Origin of the sequence: Thalassospira profundimaris (genome assembly GCF_003326675.1) — a bacterium.
Classification (GTDB): Bacteria; Pseudomonadota; Alphaproteobacteria; order Rhodospirillales; family Thalassospiraceae; genus Thalassospira; species Thalassospira aquimaris.
On the sequence record NZ_JPWF01000003.1, the window covers coordinates 20,558 to 36,191 of the forward strand.

The 15,634-nt window shown below is 53.7% G+C and carries 14 protein-coding genes; 12 read left to right on the forward strand and 2 right to left on the reverse strand.

Annotated features, from left to right (window positions below; all coding sequences use genetic code 11):
- Positions 1-27: 27 nt before the first annotated feature.
- From TH19_RS05010 to TH19_RS05020, 3 genes are read left to right on the forward strand one after another with little or no spacing between them, the layout of a single operon-like run.
- Positions 28-999, forward strand: a complete 972-nt coding sequence (locus tag TH19_RS05010) for a TRAP transporter substrate-binding protein (RefSeq protein WP_181846320.1) — start codon at positions 28-30, stop codon at positions 997-999.
- Between the two features lie 60 nt (positions 1,000-1,059).
- Complete coding sequence (locus TH19_RS05015) at positions 1,060-1,596, forward strand: TRAP transporter small permease subunit (protein ID WP_147250717.1); 537 nt, start codon at positions 1,060-1,062, stop codon at positions 1,594-1,596.
- A complete protein-coding gene (locus TH19_RS05020) occupies positions 1,593-2,894 on the forward strand; it encodes a TRAP transporter large permease (RefSeq protein WP_114101257.1) in 1,302 nt (433 codons plus the stop codon). Before TH19_RS05015 ends, TH19_RS05020 begins: the two co-directional genes overlap by 4 nt.
- 30 nt (positions 2,895-2,924) lie before the next feature.
- Here TH19_RS05020 and TH19_RS05025 read toward each other — a convergent pair whose 3' ends face one another.
- Positions 2,925-3,818, reverse strand: coding sequence for a LysR substrate-binding domain-containing protein (locus TH19_RS05025; protein WP_114101258.1), 894 nt, complete (start codon positions 3,816-3,818; stop codon positions 2,925-2,927).
- A gap of 146 nt (positions 3,819-3,964) precedes the next feature.
- On the opposite strand from TH19_RS05025, the gene TH19_RS05030 reads away from it, so the two are divergent.
- Both TH19_RS05030 and TH19_RS05035 read left to right on the forward strand, forming a co-directional pair.
- On the forward strand, positions 3,965-4,462 hold the full coding sequence (locus TH19_RS05030; protein ID WP_114101259.1) for an Lrp/AsnC family transcriptional regulator: 498 nt from the start codon (positions 3,965-3,967) through the stop codon (positions 4,460-4,462).
- The gene (locus TH19_RS05035; protein ID WP_114101260.1) at positions 4,459-5,211 is read left to right on the forward strand and encodes an aspartate/glutamate racemase family protein; all 753 of its coding nucleotides are present in this window, start codon (positions 4,459-4,461) and stop codon (positions 5,209-5,211) included. Before TH19_RS05030 ends, TH19_RS05035 begins: the two co-directional genes overlap by 4 nt.
- An 80-nt stretch (positions 5,212-5,291) precedes the next feature.
- On the opposite strand, the gene TH19_RS05040 is transcribed toward TH19_RS05035, so the two are convergent.
- Positions 5,292-6,419 carry a Gfo/Idh/MocA family protein gene (locus TH19_RS05040; protein WP_114101261.1) on the reverse strand — a complete coding sequence of 376 codons (1,128 nt, stop codon included), beginning with the start codon at positions 6,417-6,419 and terminating at the stop codon, positions 5,292-5,294.
- Positions 6,420-6,526: 107 nt separating this feature from the next.
- Here TH19_RS05040 and TH19_RS05045 point away from each other — a divergent pair, with 107 nt between their 5' ends.
- The 7 genes from TH19_RS05045 to iolD all read left to right on the forward strand — a co-directional run bounded on the left by TH19_RS05045 (position 6,527) and on the right by iolD (position 15,634).
- Entirely contained in the window at positions 6,527-7,357 is an 831-nt protein-coding gene (locus tag TH19_RS05045; protein ID WP_114101262.1) for a MurR/RpiR family transcriptional regulator, read from the forward strand.
- A 214-nt stretch (positions 7,358-7,571) separates the two neighbouring features.
- A complete protein-coding gene (gene iolG / locus TH19_RS05050) occupies positions 7,572-8,576 on the forward strand; it encodes an inositol 2-dehydrogenase (protein WP_114101263.1) in 1,005 nt (334 codons plus the stop codon).
- A 428-nt stretch (positions 8,577-9,004) separates the two neighbouring features.
- Positions 9,005-9,946 (forward strand): sugar ABC transporter substrate-binding protein, encoded by a 942-nt coding sequence (locus TH19_RS05055; RefSeq protein ID WP_114101264.1) that lies wholly within the window; start codon positions 9,005-9,007, stop codon positions 9,944-9,946.
- Between the two features lie 72 nt (positions 9,947-10,018).
- Positions 10,019-11,116, forward strand: coding sequence for an ABC transporter permease (locus TH19_RS05060; RefSeq protein ID WP_114101265.1), 1,098 nt, complete (start codon positions 10,019-10,021; stop codon positions 11,114-11,116).
- Complete coding sequence (locus tag TH19_RS05065) at positions 11,116-11,895, forward strand: ATP-binding cassette domain-containing protein (protein ID WP_114101266.1); 780 nt, start codon at positions 11,116-11,118, stop codon at positions 11,893-11,895. Before TH19_RS05060 ends, TH19_RS05065 begins: the two co-directional genes overlap by 1 nt.
- Entirely contained in the window at positions 11,895-13,808 is a 1,914-nt protein-coding gene (locus TH19_RS05070; RefSeq protein WP_114101267.1) for a bifunctional 5-dehydro-2-deoxygluconokinase/5-dehydro-2-deoxyphosphogluconate aldolase, read from the forward strand. Before TH19_RS05065 ends, TH19_RS05070 begins: the two co-directional genes overlap by 1 nt.
- Complete coding sequence (gene iolD / locus TH19_RS05075) at positions 13,805-15,634, forward strand: 3D-(3,5/4)-trihydroxycyclohexane-1,2-dione acylhydrolase (decyclizing) (RefSeq protein WP_114101268.1); 1,830 nt, start codon at positions 13,805-13,807, stop codon at positions 15,632-15,634. Before TH19_RS05070 ends, iolD begins: the two co-directional genes overlap by 4 nt.

A 15,634-nucleotide genomic window follows, 5' to 3' on the forward strand; every position in this document is an offset into this window, starting at 1 on the left:
ATCCAACATCGATCATCGGAGGCTTTTATGAAGTTGAAAAATCTTGTTGTTGCCGGGGGCATGCTGTCTTTCCCCCTCGCAGTTTCCGGAGCCAATGCAGAAACGTGGGATATGGCGCTTGCCTATTCCTCGTCGAACTATCATTCGCAGATTGCTGCTGAGTTTGCCGCAGAAGTCAGTGCAGGTACCGATATTGAACTGGTGGCGCATCCGGGGGGCTCCCTGTTCCCGGGTGATCAGATTTATACGTCGGTTCGACGTGGTATCATTCCGATTGGCGAACGCCTTATTTCCGCGTTGGCGAACGAAGACCCGATTTATGGTGTTGATTCCGTTCCATTCCTGGCGACCGGTTTTGATGCATCCATGAAGCTTTATCAGGCATCAAAACCGGAACTTGAGAAAACCCTTGAAGGTGCCGGTCTGCACTTCCTGTATTCCTGCCCGTGGCCGCCCCAGGGTTTCTATTCCTCTGTCGAAGCCAAGACACCTGATGATATCAAGGGGCTTAAGTTCCGCGCCTATAATGCGACGACTTCTGCCTTTGCCGAGGAACTTGGCATGGTTCCGACCAAAATCGAAGCTGCTGAATTGCCGCAGGCCTTTGCCACCGGTGTTGCTGAATCGATGATTTCATCGGGTTCGACCGGCTATGACCAGAAGCTTTGGGAACATGTGAAATACTACTATGACGTCAAGGCTTGGCTGCCGCGAAACATGGTTGTTGTCAATGCCAAGGCTTGGGGCGGTCTGGATGACGCCACCAAGGCCGTTTTTGACAAGGCCGCTGCGACGGCTGAAGGCAAGTGCTGGGCAAAAGCCGAAGAGCTTGATGCGTGGTATATCGACGAGTTCAAAAAGAATGGTATGCAGGTTGCTGAAATGAGCCCTGAGCTGCGCGCTGCCTTTGAAAAGGTCGGGGCGAAGCTTCGTGCTGAGTGGCTGGAACGTGCAGGGGCGAAAGGACAGGCCGTTCTTGACGCCTACAGCGCACAATAAGCGCCAATAACGATCTGCCGTCCCTTGGCGGGGCGGCAGGCTTTCTCTTTGGAGATCGACATGTTTACCATGATTTCGCAGGCGCTTGATCGTGTCTACAAGGCGGGTGCTGTTGCTGCCGGTGCATTGTTGGTAGCGTTGTGCTGTCTGGTTCTTTACAGCACTTTTGCCCGATCCTTTGGTCTTTATGCCGGTGGGGCGACGGACATTGCCGGTTATGTAATGGCAACCGGAACATTCACAGCCCTTGCCTATACCCTGCGGGCCAAGCGCCATATCCGCATCTCGCTGATTGCCAACAAGCTGACAGGTGCCGGACGTCATGTGGTGGAAGTTCTGTGTTTGATCATTCTGGCTGTCATTACCTGCTTTGTTGCCTGGTACATGACGCAGATGACCTTGCTTAGTCACGAGTTTCAGGACCGTAGCCAAGGGGCAGATGGCATGTTGCTCTGGATTCCCCAGACTTTCGTCGCTGCCGGTTCGTGCCTGTTTGCACTGGCCGCTGTGCATAGCCTTTTTCAGTCCCTGATCGAAGGTCATACGCAGTCAGAGCTGTCGGAGACCTCATCTGACGAAAGCCCGCAAGAGATATGACTGAAACCATTGCAATAATTGTTTTTCTGGCATCCCTGTTCCTTATGCTGGGCATGGGGGTCTGGGTTGGTGCAGCCCTTCTCGGGACCGCTGTTATCGGCATGTCGATTTTCACATCGACCCCGGTTGGCGATTCGATGGCGATCAATATCTGGGCCGGGCAATCGTCCTGGACCCTGACGGCGCTTCCGCTTTTTGTCTGGATGGGAGAAATCCTGTTTCGCACGTCACTAAGCGAAACATTATTCAGAGGACTTGCACCATTTCTTGGTCGGCTCCCCGGCGGGTTGCTGCATGTCAATATCGGGGCGTCGGCGGTGTTTGCCGCGATTTCAGGATCGTCGGCCGCGACTGTGGCCACCGTTGGCAAGATGGCTGTTCCGGAACTGCGCAAACGCAAATATCCCGAAAAGATGATCATCGGAACCCTGTCAGGGGCCGGGACGCTTGGTCTGTTGATCCCGCCATCGATTTCGATGATCGTTTACGGTGTCACAGTAAATGAAAGCATTTCGCGTCTGTTTATGGCCGCGATGATACCGGGCATTTTGCTTGCGGCATGTTTCAGCCTTTATGTGATTGTGTGGTCAAAGCTCAATGCAAAAAGGGTCGCCTTGATCGAACATGAAAAGACCGAAGGCAATCTTTTCAAAAATCTGGCGGACCTTTTACCGGTTCTTTGCCTGATCGGTGGCGTGATCGGATCGATTTATTCGGGCTTTGCAACAGCAACCGAGGCCGCCGCACTTGGTGTTCTGGGATCGCTGATCTTGTCGTTTGTGCAGAAAAGTCTGACCTGGGAAAGCTTCTCTGAAAGCGTCATGCAGGCAGTTCAGACAAGCTGCATGATCATGTTGATCCTGATGGGAGCCGGTTTCCTGTCTCTGACCATGGGCTTTACCGGGATACCGGCTGCTTTGGCGCAGCATATTTCTGCCCTTGAGCTGTCACCCTTTACGCTGATCATTCTTTTGACAGTGTTTTACATCTTTCTTGGCTGTTTCCTGGATGGATTGTCGTCGATTGTCCTGACGATGGCCGTGATCGAGCCAATGGTTCGTGCCGCGGGCTTCGACATGTTGTGGTTTGGTGTCTATCTGATGATCGTTGTTGAAATGGCACAGATTACGCCGCCAATCGGCTTTAACCTGTTCATGCTACAAGCAATGACAGGCAAAGGGATCGGCTTTATTGCCCGGGCATCCGTGCCGTTATTCCTTGTGATGTGTGCCTTTGTGCTGGTGCTTGTGGCATTTCCGGAAATTGCGACCTGGCTTCCGGAAATTCTGCAGAATTGAGATCCGATAGCCCCCGGTATTTATCGGGGGCTATCGCAAATGTTTGGTCAATTGCAAAAGCCAGTCCCGAAACCGTTTGACGGCAATCGAATGGGCCTTGCGTTCAGGATATACGACAAAAAAATTCTCGCCCGACGGAACTGGTGCCCCAAAGGGCGTATGAAGCTTGCCTTCTGCAAGCTCGTCCTCGATCAGGCAAACCGGGATTGCCGCCAGTCCATATCCGGCAATTGCGGCATTGATAAGCATTCCGGTATTATCAAATCGTGGTCCCTGAAGCGTGCCACGATAATTGATGTCAGCCGCCCTTAACCATTTCAGCCACAAGCTTGACCTGCTGGCATTTTGCAGCAATCTGAAATTGGCAAAACCGGTTTTATCAAGCTTGGTGCCAGTCGGAATAAGATCGGGGGCTGCAACCACGACAATCTTTTCAGCAAAAAGCGGATAGGACTTGGCCGCGGGCCAACTGCCATCCCCGCGCAGGATGGCGATGTCCATGCTGGTGCTGTTGAAATCAACATCATTATAGGTGCGGGTAAATTCCAGATGCTCGTCGGGAAAATTACGGCTGAACGCATCAAGATACCGGGTCAACCAGCGTGATCCGAAAGTTGGCAAGGTTCCAATTTTAAGAGCTTCTTCCGCGCGCCGCCCGCGCACGATATCAATTGAGGCGATTTCAAGCTTGTCGATCGCGGCATGAATGGTTTCGGCATAGGCCTTGCCGGCATCTGTCAGGACAACGCGCGAACCATATCGTTCAAACAGCTGTATTCCCAAAAATTCTTCCAGGTTCTTGATCTGGCGGCTAATCGCACTTTGTGTGATGCCAAGATCCTCGGCTGCCTTGGTGAAACTAAGCTGTCTGGCTGCGGCTTCGAAGGCCTGAAGGGTCGATAAAGTCGGAAGAAATCTGCGCATGGGAACTCCGGCTTTGATACGGCATCATGACTTTTAGTCATGATGAAAGCATTTTTACACATTTTTCAGTCCGGACGCGATGTGCAAAGATTTCTCATAATTAAAAAAACAATCACACCAAACGCATGTGAGAGGCTGAGCTGAAAATGTACAGGTCTTTGGATAATGTTGATCGGCAACTGGTCGCACTTTTGGAAACGAATGCCCGGATGCCGGCAACCGAACTTGCGAAACGCGCCGGTCTTGCCCGTTCGACGATCCATGAACGGATTTCCCGTCTGGAGCGGAAAGGCATTATTCTTGGCTATTCGGCAATTGTGCGCAAAACCGATGACACGGAAAATACCCGTGCACTGATCTATTTGAATACAACACAGAAACGGTCGTCGCATCTGCTTGGTGTTCTGGAAAGCTTTCCAGAAATCCGCAGTTGCTTTTCGACAAGCGGAACCTGTGATCTTGTCTGTTGGGCGGAGTTCAGCCATTTGGAAGATCTGGACGCGCTGCTTGACGAAATTGCGCTTTTACCCACTGTGGAGCGGGTTGAATCCAGTGTGATGCTGGCCAGTAAATTTGAAAAGGACAGCATCGGTGCGACAGTACGGAATGCCAGTACGCTTGCGGTCGTTGGGGGACAGAATTGACTGACGGATATCTGACCAAAGGACGTGCCATCTATGGCGAAAGCATTGGTGTTCTGGTCCTTAATACGACATTTCCGCGCGTGCATGGTGACATCGCCAATGCAAGAACGTTTGATTTTCCGGTTCGCTATAAAATCGTGACCCAGGCAACCCAGGGCACCATTGTTACTGAGGCCGACAAGGCACGAGTACTGCTGCCCCATTTTGTCGAAGCCGCGCAGGAACTTGAACGTGAAGGTGTTTCTGCGATTACAACCAGTTGCGGTTTTCTTTCCGTGGTTCAGGAAGAATTGGCGGCGGCTGTCACAGTGCCGGTTGTGACATCAAGTCTGCTTTTATTGCCGATGATTTTAAACATGATCGGCAAGCGCAAGGTGGGTGTGGTAACTGCCAATGCCGGTGTTTTGTCTGAACAACATTTGATGCTTGCCCAAAGTGCGGAACGCAGCAGGGTCGAGTTATGCGGCCTTCAGGATTGCCCGACTTTTCGGGCCTCAATCCTTGGCATAGAGACAAAGGGCGTTGCAGGCTTTGATATTGACCTGATCGAACAGGAAGTTGTTGCGCAGTGCCAGAAACTAAGACAGGCCAACCCGGAAATAGGCGCAATCCTGTTTGAATGCACGAACCTGCAACCCTATGCCCGTGCTGTGCAAAAGGCGACCGGACTCCCGGTATTCGGAATTTTCCATCTTATCGAAATGCTCCATACAGCCGTTCGTGCTCCGTCCTTTGATGGTGAGTGCTGAGGCGGAATTCTTTAGTGATCAGAGACAGTGATTGCATTTCGCAATCGCTGTCTCTTGATGAAGTTCGTCGTCACGGTTTGTTATAAGTCCGAAAGTGAAACTCTCGTACCTGTCCGGGCCGATTGCGCGATGGCGTGGATGGTTTTTTCGAACTCGTAGGCGTCGTCAAAGTTCGGGCATGGCGCAGTGTTATCGCGAATGGCGCGCAGCAATGCGGTGGCTTCGATAATTTTAAGATCGTTAAAGCCAAGTTGATGCCCAGGTGCCGGGCAGAACTCGCCATATGGCGGATGGCCCGGGCCGGTCAGGATGGTGGTGAAACCTTGCTGGGCAGCGTTCCCGGTATTGCGATAAATCTGCAATTCGTTCATGCGTTCCTGATCAAAGCAGATCATGCCCTTGGTGCCGTGAACTTCCCACGCCAACCGGTTCTTGCGGCCCCAGGCGGATCGGGATGTCGACAGGCTGCCATGAACGCCATTTGCAAAGCGGACCAGTGCCGATGCCGTATCCTCGTTCTCGACTTTGGCGTGACCGCTGCCATCGGCAAGCGGGCGCGTGATGTGGACGGTTTGCATGTCGGCAATCAGGCTTTCGATGGGGCCGGCAATGCCATAGGCCATCGAAGCAAGGTGGCATCCCATATCGCCAAGCGCACCAAGCCCGGCATCAGACAGTTTTGCGCGCCATGTCCAGGCAAGTTCCGGGTCGGCCTGGTAATCTTCATCGACCCAGCCGCGGAAATGTACGATATCGCCAATTTCACCTGCCTGCACCAAGCGGCAGGCATGGGTGAAGGCGGGGTTTTTGATGTAGTTATAGCCGACCATGGTTTTGACACCGGCGGCACGTGCTGCATCGCGCATGTCGCGCGCCTGATCAAGGGTCAGGGCAAGAGGCTTTTCGCAGTAAACATGCTTGCCAGCATTGATTGCGGCAATCGCCATATCAAAATGCAGGATGTTCGGCGTGGTGATGGAGATGATATCAACATCGGGATCAGAGATCAGGGAATTCCAATCATCAGTCGCACGCGTAAAGCCAAACTGGTCGGCCATCTGTTTGGCCTTGTCGGCCGGCGTATCGCACAGAACTGCAAGATGCACCTCTGGAACATCGCCCATAACTGCCTTGGCTGCGCCAAACGCCAATGCGTGCGCTTTGCCCATAAAGCCTGTACCAATCAGGCCGATTCCCAGAGATTTCATTTGAAGGAACTCCTCACCTAGTCAAAATAGAATTTTTGTTCTATTTAATGGATGATCATGGAACGCACGTTGCGTCAAGCAGAATCAAAAACAGGAAAATAATCGCCATGAGTGATCAGAGCGCGCCCGTTTCACTAGAGGAATTCAATCACCGATTGGCCGAGATATCGGAAACCATGCCCAAACGGCTGCGCCAATGTGCGGAGTTCGTCGCCCAAAATACTGACCGGATTGCCGTATCGACGGTGGCCGAATTGTCGACCGGGGCCGGGGTGCAACCATCGGCCTTTATGCGTTTCTGTCAGTTGATGGGGTTTTCGGGGTTCTCGGACATGCAAAAGATGTTTCGGGAAACCTATGCACAGAAATGGCCCGATTATGCGACCCGGCTTGAGAACCTGCGTGCGACTGGCGATGACAGCCCAAGCGCCCTGTTGGCCGAGTTTGTCGAAGCCGGGCGTTTGTCGCTTGAAAATCTGGCGACAACCGTTGATCTGGAAACGCTTGAAACGGCGGTGAATGTTCTGGCCGCCGCCCCGATGATCCATGTCGTCGGGTTCCGGCGCGCTTTTCCGGTGGCAAGCTATCTTTCCTATGCGTTTGAGAAAATGGATATCGCCGCCGTTCTTCACGACGGGGTCGGCAACCTTAATCCGCGCCATGCGATCCGCAAGGACGATGTCGTCATCGCGATTACCTTTGCGCCATATTCGCAGGAGACGATTGATCTGGCGGCCTATGCCCACGCGCAGGGCAACAAGGTGGTTGCAATCAGTGACGCACCAAGCGGTCCGATGCGCAAGACCGATGCCTTGATGCTGTCAGTTTCCGAGGTCGATGTCGGGGCCTTCAGGGCGTTGTCGGCGACCATATCCCTGGCGATTGCGCTGGCGGTTTCGGTGGGCGCGAAACGCGACAAAATGGATAATGGAAAATAATTATTGAAAAATAACATTAATGGAATAAATATTCCATTCGTGCGGTCGGTTGATGGCACAGGTCACCACAAATGGATGCATAAGACATCCGCAGAATCAGTCCGAAATCACCAGAATATCAAATGGTTTGCCGGTATTTAGCTGGTTCGCAGGATGATGGTGCAGGGCGATTATCGCAAAGATGGCAGCAATGCCAAAGGGAAGGAAATTCGGAATGCTTAGAATTGGTCTGCTGGGTGCAGGGCGTATTGGCCAGGTCCATGCGGTAAACATTGTTGCCCACCCGCAAAGCGAGCTGGTGGCTGTATCGGACAAATTCCCGGAAGCCGCGCAAAAACTTGCCGATGCGCATGGTGCAAGCGCCCGCACAACCGAAGAAATTATTGCTGATCCCGCCATTGATGCGGTTTTGATCGCAACCTCGACCGATACGCATGCTGATCTGATGGAGGCGGCAACCGCCGCAGGCAAAGCGGTTTTGTGCGAAAAGCCGGTTGATCTTGACCTTAAGCGTGCGGTGGATTGCCTTGCCCGGTGTGAGCCCCACGGCAAGCCGGTGATGGTTGGTTTTAACCGCCGTTTTGATCCGAACTTCGCCAGCCTGAAGGCGGCCTTTGATCAGGGTGAAATCGGCAAGGGTGAATTGCTGTCGATCACGTCCTTTGACCCGGCCCCGCCGCCGGTCAGCTATGTCAAGGTTTCGGGCGGCATTTTCCGCGATATGGCAATCCATGATTTCGATATGGCGTGCTGGATGTATGGTGCTGTTCCCGAAAAGGTCACGGCAATCGGATCAAGCATCGTTGACCCCGCGATTGGTGAAGCCGGTGATTTTGATACGGCGATCACAACGCTTGAGTTTTCAGGTGGACGAATGGCCGTGATCAAGAACAGCCGTCGCGCGGCCTATGGGTATGATCAGCGGATTGAGTTCCTTGGTGCGGAAGGATTGCTTGTCGCCCATAACGTTTTGGAAAACACCGTCGAGAAGATCACAAATGCCGGTGCAACCAAGGCCAAGCCCGAGCATTTCTTCCTTGAACGTTATGCCAAGGCCTATCAGATCGAATGGAACAGCTTTGTTCAGAGTGTCCAGGGCACTGCAAAGCTTCCGGTGCCGCTGAAAGAGGGGATTGATGCCCTGGTGGTTGCCGAGGCGGCGGCCCTTTCCGCACGTGAAGGGCGCACCGTTGATGTGGCAAAGGAAATCCTGTCCTGATCGGATAGCGGTCCTTGTGTGATGAATTTGAACCGGCGCGGCCCACAGGCTGCGCCGGTTTTGTTTTGGAAGCTGGGGGCGGGGCTGACCGAGTCGTACACATAATTGATCAGACGGTTCTTTTTACAGCTTATGGTGATGTATCGTTCGGGGTGGCTGCGTTTATTCTTTGGGTTGTTTGGTGCTTGTTTCTGGGGGCTTCTGGCGGATGCAAGGCATTGAATGAGTGGCTATCTCGCAGTGCAATGGAAAAAAAATGTTGATTTTGTTATAAAATAGAACAAAAATTCTATTCAGAGATTTCAAGGAGGCGGGCTTTCCCGTGCCTCATCTTGCAAGAAGGCCGCATGAAGACGACCGATTGCCCGGAAATCACATAATTCGAATGGGACAACCCCAACATTATCAGCCGACTAGGGAGGCAACTGATGAAAAAGGCGCTTACTGCCATTGCGGCAGCAGCATTTGCATTGACCGGCATGACAGGTGTCGCATCTGCGGAAAATGAAAAATTCGTTCTGATCAGCCATGCACCGGATTCCGATAGCTGGTGGAACGTGATCAAGAATGCGATCAAGGTCGCAGGCAGCCAGATGGGTGCAGAAGTCGAATATCGTAACCCGCCGACCGGTGATCTGGCCGATATGGCCCGTATCGTTGAGCAGGCCGCTGCAACCAATCCGGATGGCATCATCGTTACCATCGCGGACTTTAACGTTCTTAAAGGTCCGATCACCGATGCTGTGGACAAAGGCATTCCGGTTATCACCATTAACTCTGGCACGCAGGAACAGTCCGAAGAACTCGGTGCGCTGATGCATGTCGGTCAGCCGGAATATGATGCCGGTTTCGGTGCCGGTAAACGCGCCGCCGCAGCGGGTGCAAAAAGCTTTGTCTGTGTGAACCACTACATCACCAACCCGGCATCGGTTGAACGTTGCCGTGGCTTTGCCGATGCTCTTGGTGTCGAACTTGGCAGCCAGATGATCGATAGCGGACAGGATCCGTCGGAAGTTAAAAACAAGGTCAGTGCGTATCTGAACGCCCACAAGGATGTTGATGCCGTCCTGACGCTTGGTCCGAACTCGGCCCATCCGACCCTTGCTGCCCTTCGTGATGCCGGTCTTGCCGGTGAAATCATGTTTGGCACGTTTGATCTGTCGTCGGAAATTGCCGAAGCCATCAAGGCGGGCGAAATCAACTTCGCCATTGATCAGCAGCCGTACCTGCAGGGTTATCTGCCGGTTGTCATCCTGACCAACTATGCCCGTTACAGCGTTCTGCCGTCCGGTCATATCAATTCCGGTCCTGGCTTTATCACCAAAGAAAATATCGCCCAGGTCGAAAAGTACGCTGGCGAATACCGTTAATCTTCCTCCCTGCCAAGGGCGCGCAATTTGCCGCCCTTGGCACCCCAAACTATCAGATAAAAGAGTGATGCCATGTCGGACGAGCGGCTTAAGCAAGTCTCAGCCATTCGCCGTGCCATGATCAGGCCCGAACTCGGTGCGATCTGCGGTACGATCCTGGTCTTTGTTTTCTTCTTTATGATTGCCGGCGACAGCGGCATGTTTTCCCCGGAAGGCGTTCAGAACTGGGGTGTTGTTTCCGCCCAGTTCGCGATCATTGCCGTGGGTGCCTGCCTGTTGATGATTGCGGGCGAGTTTGATCTTTCGGTCGGTTCCATGATCGGTTTTGCCGGAGTGGTCATTGCCATTCTGTCGGTGCACTGGGGCTTGCCGGTTTGGGTTTCGATTATCGCTGCCTTTGTGGTGTGTGTTGCCCTTGGCGCGTTGAACGGTTTCCTTGTGATCAAGACCGGCCTGCCAAGCTTTATCGTTACCCTTGCGTTCCTTTATATTCTGCGCGGCCTGACCATCTGGCTTTCCATTCTGACAACGCGCCAGACCATTATTGGTGGTGTGAAAGAAGCCGCGGAGGGTGATCCGCTGGCCTGGTTGTTTGGTGGCGTGATCCTGAAAGATCTGTTCCAGTGGTTTGGTGATATTGGCATCATTGATACTTTCACCCGTGGTTCGCGTATGGGGCAGCCGGTTGTCGAAGGCGTTCCGATGCTGGTTCTGTGGGCGATTGCGCTGATTATTTTCGGTCACTGGCTTTTGACCAAAACGCGGTTTGGAAACTGGATTTTTGCATCCGGTGGTGATGCGCAGGCCGCCCGTTATGTCGGTGTGCCGGTCAATCGCGTTAAAATTTTGATGTTCATGTTCACCGCGTTTTGCGCGACCGTCTTTGCCACCTGTCAGGTGATGGAGTTCGGATCAGCCGCAGCGGACCGTGGATTGCTTAAAGAATTCGAAGCCATCATTTGCGTGGTCATTGGTGGTGCACTTCTGACCGGTGGATATGGTTCTGTGATCGGGGCGGCCCTTGGGGCGCTGATCTTTGGCGTGGTTCAGCAAGGCCTGTTCTTTGCCGGTGCTGAAAGCTCGCTCTTCCGCGTGTTCCTTGGCGGCATTCTGATCTTTGCCGTCATCATGAACACTTATATTCGTCGCATGATCACGGGAGAACGATGATGAGTACGCCTTTGATTGAAATGGACAATATCGAAAAGCATTTCGGTCCAGTCATCGCGCTTGGCGGCGTTTCCTTCAATGTGATGGAAGGGGAATGCCACTGTCTTCTGGGGGATAATGGTGCGGGTAAATCGACCTTCATCAAAACCATGTCCGGCGTGCACAAGCCGACCAAGGGTGTGATGCGCGTAAGTGGCCAGGACGTTGTTTTTGACAGTCCGCGTGACGCGATGGAAGCCGGGATTGCAACGGTCTATCAGGACCTTGCGATGATCCCGCTGATGTCGGTTACCCGTAATTTCTGGATGGGACGTGAACCGCGCAAAAGTTTCGGTCCGTTCAAATGGATTGATTTCAAACACGCCAATCAGGTGACCATGGATGAAATGTCATCGATGGGGATTAACCTGCGCGAACCTGAACAGGCGGTGGGCACACTTTCGGGCGGTGAGCGTCAAACCGTGGCGATTGCCCGTGCCGTTTATTTCGGGGCCAAGGTCCTGATCCTTGATGAACCTACATCGGCCCTTGGTGTGCGCCAGACATCAAATGTTCTGGCGACCATTGACCGGGTTCGCAAGGCCGGAATTGGCGTCATCTTTATTACCCACAACGTGCGCCACGCGATGGCGGTGGGGGATCGGTTCACGGTTCTGAATCGCGGGCAGACCCATGGCACGGCAAAACGCGGTGAAATCAAACCGGAAGAACTGCAAGACCTTATGGCAGGCGGTCAGGAACTGGCCGAACTTGAAGGGTCTCTCGGAGGGACGATTTGATGAAGCGGCTTGATGTCATAACGATTGGACGGTCGTCGGTTGACCTCTATGGCGCGCAGATTGGCGGGCGCCTGGAAGACATGGCGTCGTTCAACAAATATATCGGCGGTTCGCCGACCAACATGGCCTGCGGGACAGCGCGACTGGGGCTTAAATCAGCCCTGATTACCCGGGTCGGGGACGAGCATATGGGGCGGTTCATCCGCGAAAAGCTTGTCGCCGAGGGGGTGGATGTTCAGGGCGTGGTCACCGATCCGGAACGTCTGACCGCACTTGTGTTGCTTGGTGTGCGTGATCAGGAACAGTTCCCGCTGATTTTCTATCGCGAGAATTGCGCGGATATGGCGCTGTGCGAGGAGGATATCGACCCTGATTTTATCGCAAGTACGCGCTGTGTCACGGTGACGGGAACGCATCTTTCGCATCCCAAAACCCGTGCAGCGGTTCTTAAGGCGGTGAAGCTTGCCCGTGATAGCGGCGCCAAAACAGCACTGGATATTGATTACCGTCCAAATCTTTGGGGGCTTTCGGGGCATGGGGATGGTGAAAACCGTTTCATTGCCTCGGACACCGTTACCAAGGAATTGCAGGGGACCTTGCATCTGTTTGATCTGATCGTCGGCACCGAGGAAGAATTCCATATTGCCGGGGGTACAACCAATACCCTTAAGGCATTGGAAAATGTCCGGGCGATTTCTGATGCAACACTTGTTTGCAAGCGTGGACCGATGGGGGCAGTTGCCTTCACCGATCGCATCGGTGCGAAACTTGATGATGGCATTTCCGGTCCGGGCTTTGCGGTTGATGTGTTTAACGTTCTTGGGGCCGGTGACGGCTTCATGTCCGGTCTTTTGAAAGGCTGGCTCAGTGACGAGGACTGGGAAACGTCACTTAAATATGCCAATGCCTGCGGTGCCTTTGCAGTGTCACGTCATGGCTGCACGCCGGCCTATCCGAGCTGGGAAGAACTGCAATTCTTCTTTGATCGCGGAATCAAAACGCCGGAACTGCGCAACGATGCCGAACTTGAACAAATTCACTGGTCGACCAACCGGACGGGTAACTGGCCGGAAATGCGGGTCTTTGCCTTTGATCACCGGATGCAGCTTGAAGACCTTGCCGACGAGCTTAATGTTTCGTGGGACCGCATTGGACCGTTCAAGGAACTGTGCCTGAATGCTGTGCGCGATGTGTCGGCTGGCAAGGAAGGATATGGCATTTTATGCGACCGCCGACTGGGGCGTGATGCGCTTTATGCGGCGGCAGGTACGGGGCTTTGGATCGGACGGCCGGTTGAACTTCCGGGATCACGTCCGCTTGAACTAGAAATCGGCCCCGATCTTGGTACGGCACTGGCTGAATGGCCGGTCGAACATGTGGTCAAGGTTCTGTGCTTCTATCATCCTGATGATGATGACGCGACCAAGTCCGATCAGGAAGCAACCATCAGCCGCCTTGCATCGGCAGCACGCGGGAACGGTTTGGAATTCCTGCTTGAAGTTATTCCGTCCAAAGTCCGCGATTGTGACGATGAAACAACGGCCAGAGTAATCAAGCGTTTCTATGAAATCGGTGTCTATCCCGACTGGTGGAAGCTTGAACCGATGAAAACTAACGCCGCATGGCGCAATGCCTGTGACGCGATAGCCAAAAACGATCCATATTGCCGGGGTATCGTGGTGCTGGGTCTTGAAGCACCCGAGGCGGAACTTGTCGAAAGTTTCGAAGTGGCGGCAAGTTTTAACATGGTCAAAGGCTTTGCTGTCGGGCGCACTATCTTTGTCGATGTTGCACGCGACTGGTTTAAAGGTACGATCAGCGATGATCAGGCCGTTGCATCAATGGCCCAAAAATATCGTGCCCTGTGTGATACCTGGGACGCGGCACGCAAAAAATCGGGAGGAGCGGCATGAAAACCGTTCGTTTAACCGCCGCCCAAGCCATGGTGCGGTATCTGAGCGTACAGCTTAATCATGACGGCGAAGGTTTTTTCGGCGGTTGCTGGGCGATTTTCGGTCATGGAAATGTTGCCGGAATTGGCGAGGCCCTGCATGGTGCGGGCGATGCTTTCCCGACATGGCGCGGGCATAATGAGCAGGGCATGGCCCATGCCGCGATTGCCTATGCCAAGGCGGCCAATCGCAAACGCGCGATGGCGGTTACGACATCAATCGGGCCGGGGGCAACCAATATGGTTACGGCTGCGGCCCTTGCCCATGTCAACCGGTTGCCAGTGCTTTTGATCCCGGGTGATGTCTTTGCCAATCGTGCACCGGACCCGGTTCTGCAACAGGTTGAGGATTTCGGGGACGGGACGATTTCGGCCAATGACTGCTTCAAGCCAGTCAGCCGGTATTTTGATCGCATCACCCGCCCGGAACAGCTTCTGACAGCATTGCCCCGCGCAATGGCGGTTCTGACTGATCCGGCGGAATGTGGCCCGGTGACGTTGGCTTTTTGTCAGGATGTGCAAGCCGAGGCCTATGACTGGCCCGAAAGTTTCTTTGCGCCGAAAACCTGGAAACAGTCACGCCCGCGCGCCGATCTCGATCAGATTAAAGATGCCATTGCGGCAATCAAATCGGCAAAAAATCCGCTGATCATTGCAGGTGGTGGCGTCCATTATGCAGATGCGTGCGGTGATCTGCGTGAATTTGCCCATCGTCATAATATTCCGGTAGCAGAAACCCAGGCCGGGAAATCAGCCCTGCCGTGGGATGATGACCTTAATTTGGGATCAATCGGTGTAACCGGGGCAAGCAGTGCCAATGCCATTGCCGAAAATGCCGATCTGATCATTGCGGTTGGCACACGTCTTCAGGACTTCACGACCGGAAGCTGGGCACTGTTCAAAGGCCCGAACCGTCGCATTCTTTCACTTAATGTCGCGGCCTATGACGCGCGCAAGCATGATGCGATTTCAGTGGTTGGCGATGCCAAGATCACTTTGGCGGAATTGACGGGTGCATTGGGGGACCATCGTGCAAATGCAATTGACCCGGCCCTTAAGCAGAGCTGGATCGATGCGGTTGACGATGTGACCGCCGCGCCAACCGGCAATGCATTGCCGACCGATGCACAGGTTATCGGTGCGGTTCAGCGCAGCACCGATGAAAACGCGATTGTTGTGTGTGCGGCCGGTGGTCTTCCCGGCGAGTTGCATAAACTTTGGAAAGCATCGCGGCCGAACGGCTATCACGTGGAATACGGCTTTTCCTGCATGGGCTATGAGATTGCCGGTGGCCTTGGTGTCAAGATGGCGTGCCCGGATCGTGATGTCGTCGTCATGGTCGGTGACGGGTCCTATATGATGATGAATTCCGAACTGGCGACCAGCGTGATGCTGGGCCACAAGATCATCACTGTGATCCTTGATAACCGCGGCTTTGGCTGTATCAACCGTTTGCAAATGGCAACCGGCGGCGAAAGCTTTAACAACCTGCTTGATACCGCACGACATGCTGTGCCGTCGGCGATTGATTTCACCGCGCATGCCGGGGCGATGGGGGCGATTGCCGAAAAAGTATCGTCAATTTCCGAACTTGAAGAAGCCATGGTGCGTGCGCGCAAGGCAGATCGTTCATACGCCATCGTGATCGATACCGATCCATTGCCAAGTACCGAGGCCGGTGGGCATTGGTGGGATGTTGCCGTGCCTGAAGTATCGGTTCGCCCGTCTGTGAATGAAGCCCGCAAAAATTACGAAGCCGCGCTGAAGAACCAGCGCCCCGGAGATTAA

What these genes read in the sequence shown, in the direction of transcription:
- TH19_RS05010 (WP_181846320.1), top strand. Translation starts at nt 28, where the DNA reads ATGAAGTTGAAAAATCTTGTTGTTGCCGGGGGCATGCTGTCTTTCCCC.
- TH19_RS05015 (WP_147250717.1), top strand. Translation starts at nt 1,060, where the DNA reads ATGTTTACCATGATTTCGCAGGCGCTTGATCGTGTCTACAAGGCGGGT.
- TH19_RS05020 (WP_114101257.1), top strand. Translation starts at nt 1,593, where the DNA reads ATGACTGAAACCATTGCAATAATTGTTTTTCTGGCATCCCTGTTCCTT.
- TH19_RS05025 (WP_114101258.1), bottom strand. Translation starts at nt 3,818, where the DNA reads ATGCGCAGATTTCTTCCGACTTTATCGACCCTTCAGGCCTTCGAAGCC.
- TH19_RS05030 (WP_114101259.1), top strand. Translation starts at nt 3,965, where the DNA reads ATGTACAGGTCTTTGGATAATGTTGATCGGCAACTGGTCGCACTTTTG.
- TH19_RS05040 (WP_114101261.1), bottom strand. Translation starts at nt 6,419, where the DNA reads ATGAAATCTCTGGGAATCGGCCTGATTGGTACAGGCTTTATGGGCAAA.
- TH19_RS05045 (WP_114101262.1), top strand. Translation starts at nt 6,527, where the DNA reads ATGAGTGATCAGAGCGCGCCCGTTTCACTAGAGGAATTCAATCACCGA.
- iolG (WP_114101263.1), top strand. Translation starts at nt 7,572, where the DNA reads ATGCTTAGAATTGGTCTGCTGGGTGCAGGGCGTATTGGCCAGGTCCAT.
- TH19_RS05055 (WP_114101264.1), top strand. Translation starts at nt 9,005, where the DNA reads ATGAAAAAGGCGCTTACTGCCATTGCGGCAGCAGCATTTGCATTGACC.
- TH19_RS05060 (WP_114101265.1), top strand. Translation starts at nt 10,019, where the DNA reads ATGTCGGACGAGCGGCTTAAGCAAGTCTCAGCCATTCGCCGTGCCATG.
- TH19_RS05065 (WP_114101266.1), top strand. Translation starts at nt 11,116, where the DNA reads ATGAGTACGCCTTTGATTGAAATGGACAATATCGAAAAGCATTTCGGT.
- TH19_RS05070 (WP_114101267.1), top strand. Translation starts at nt 11,895, where the DNA reads ATGAAGCGGCTTGATGTCATAACGATTGGACGGTCGTCGGTTGACCTC.
- iolD (WP_114101268.1), top strand. Translation starts at nt 13,805, where the DNA reads ATGAAAACCGTTCGTTTAACCGCCGCCCAAGCCATGGTGCGGTATCTG.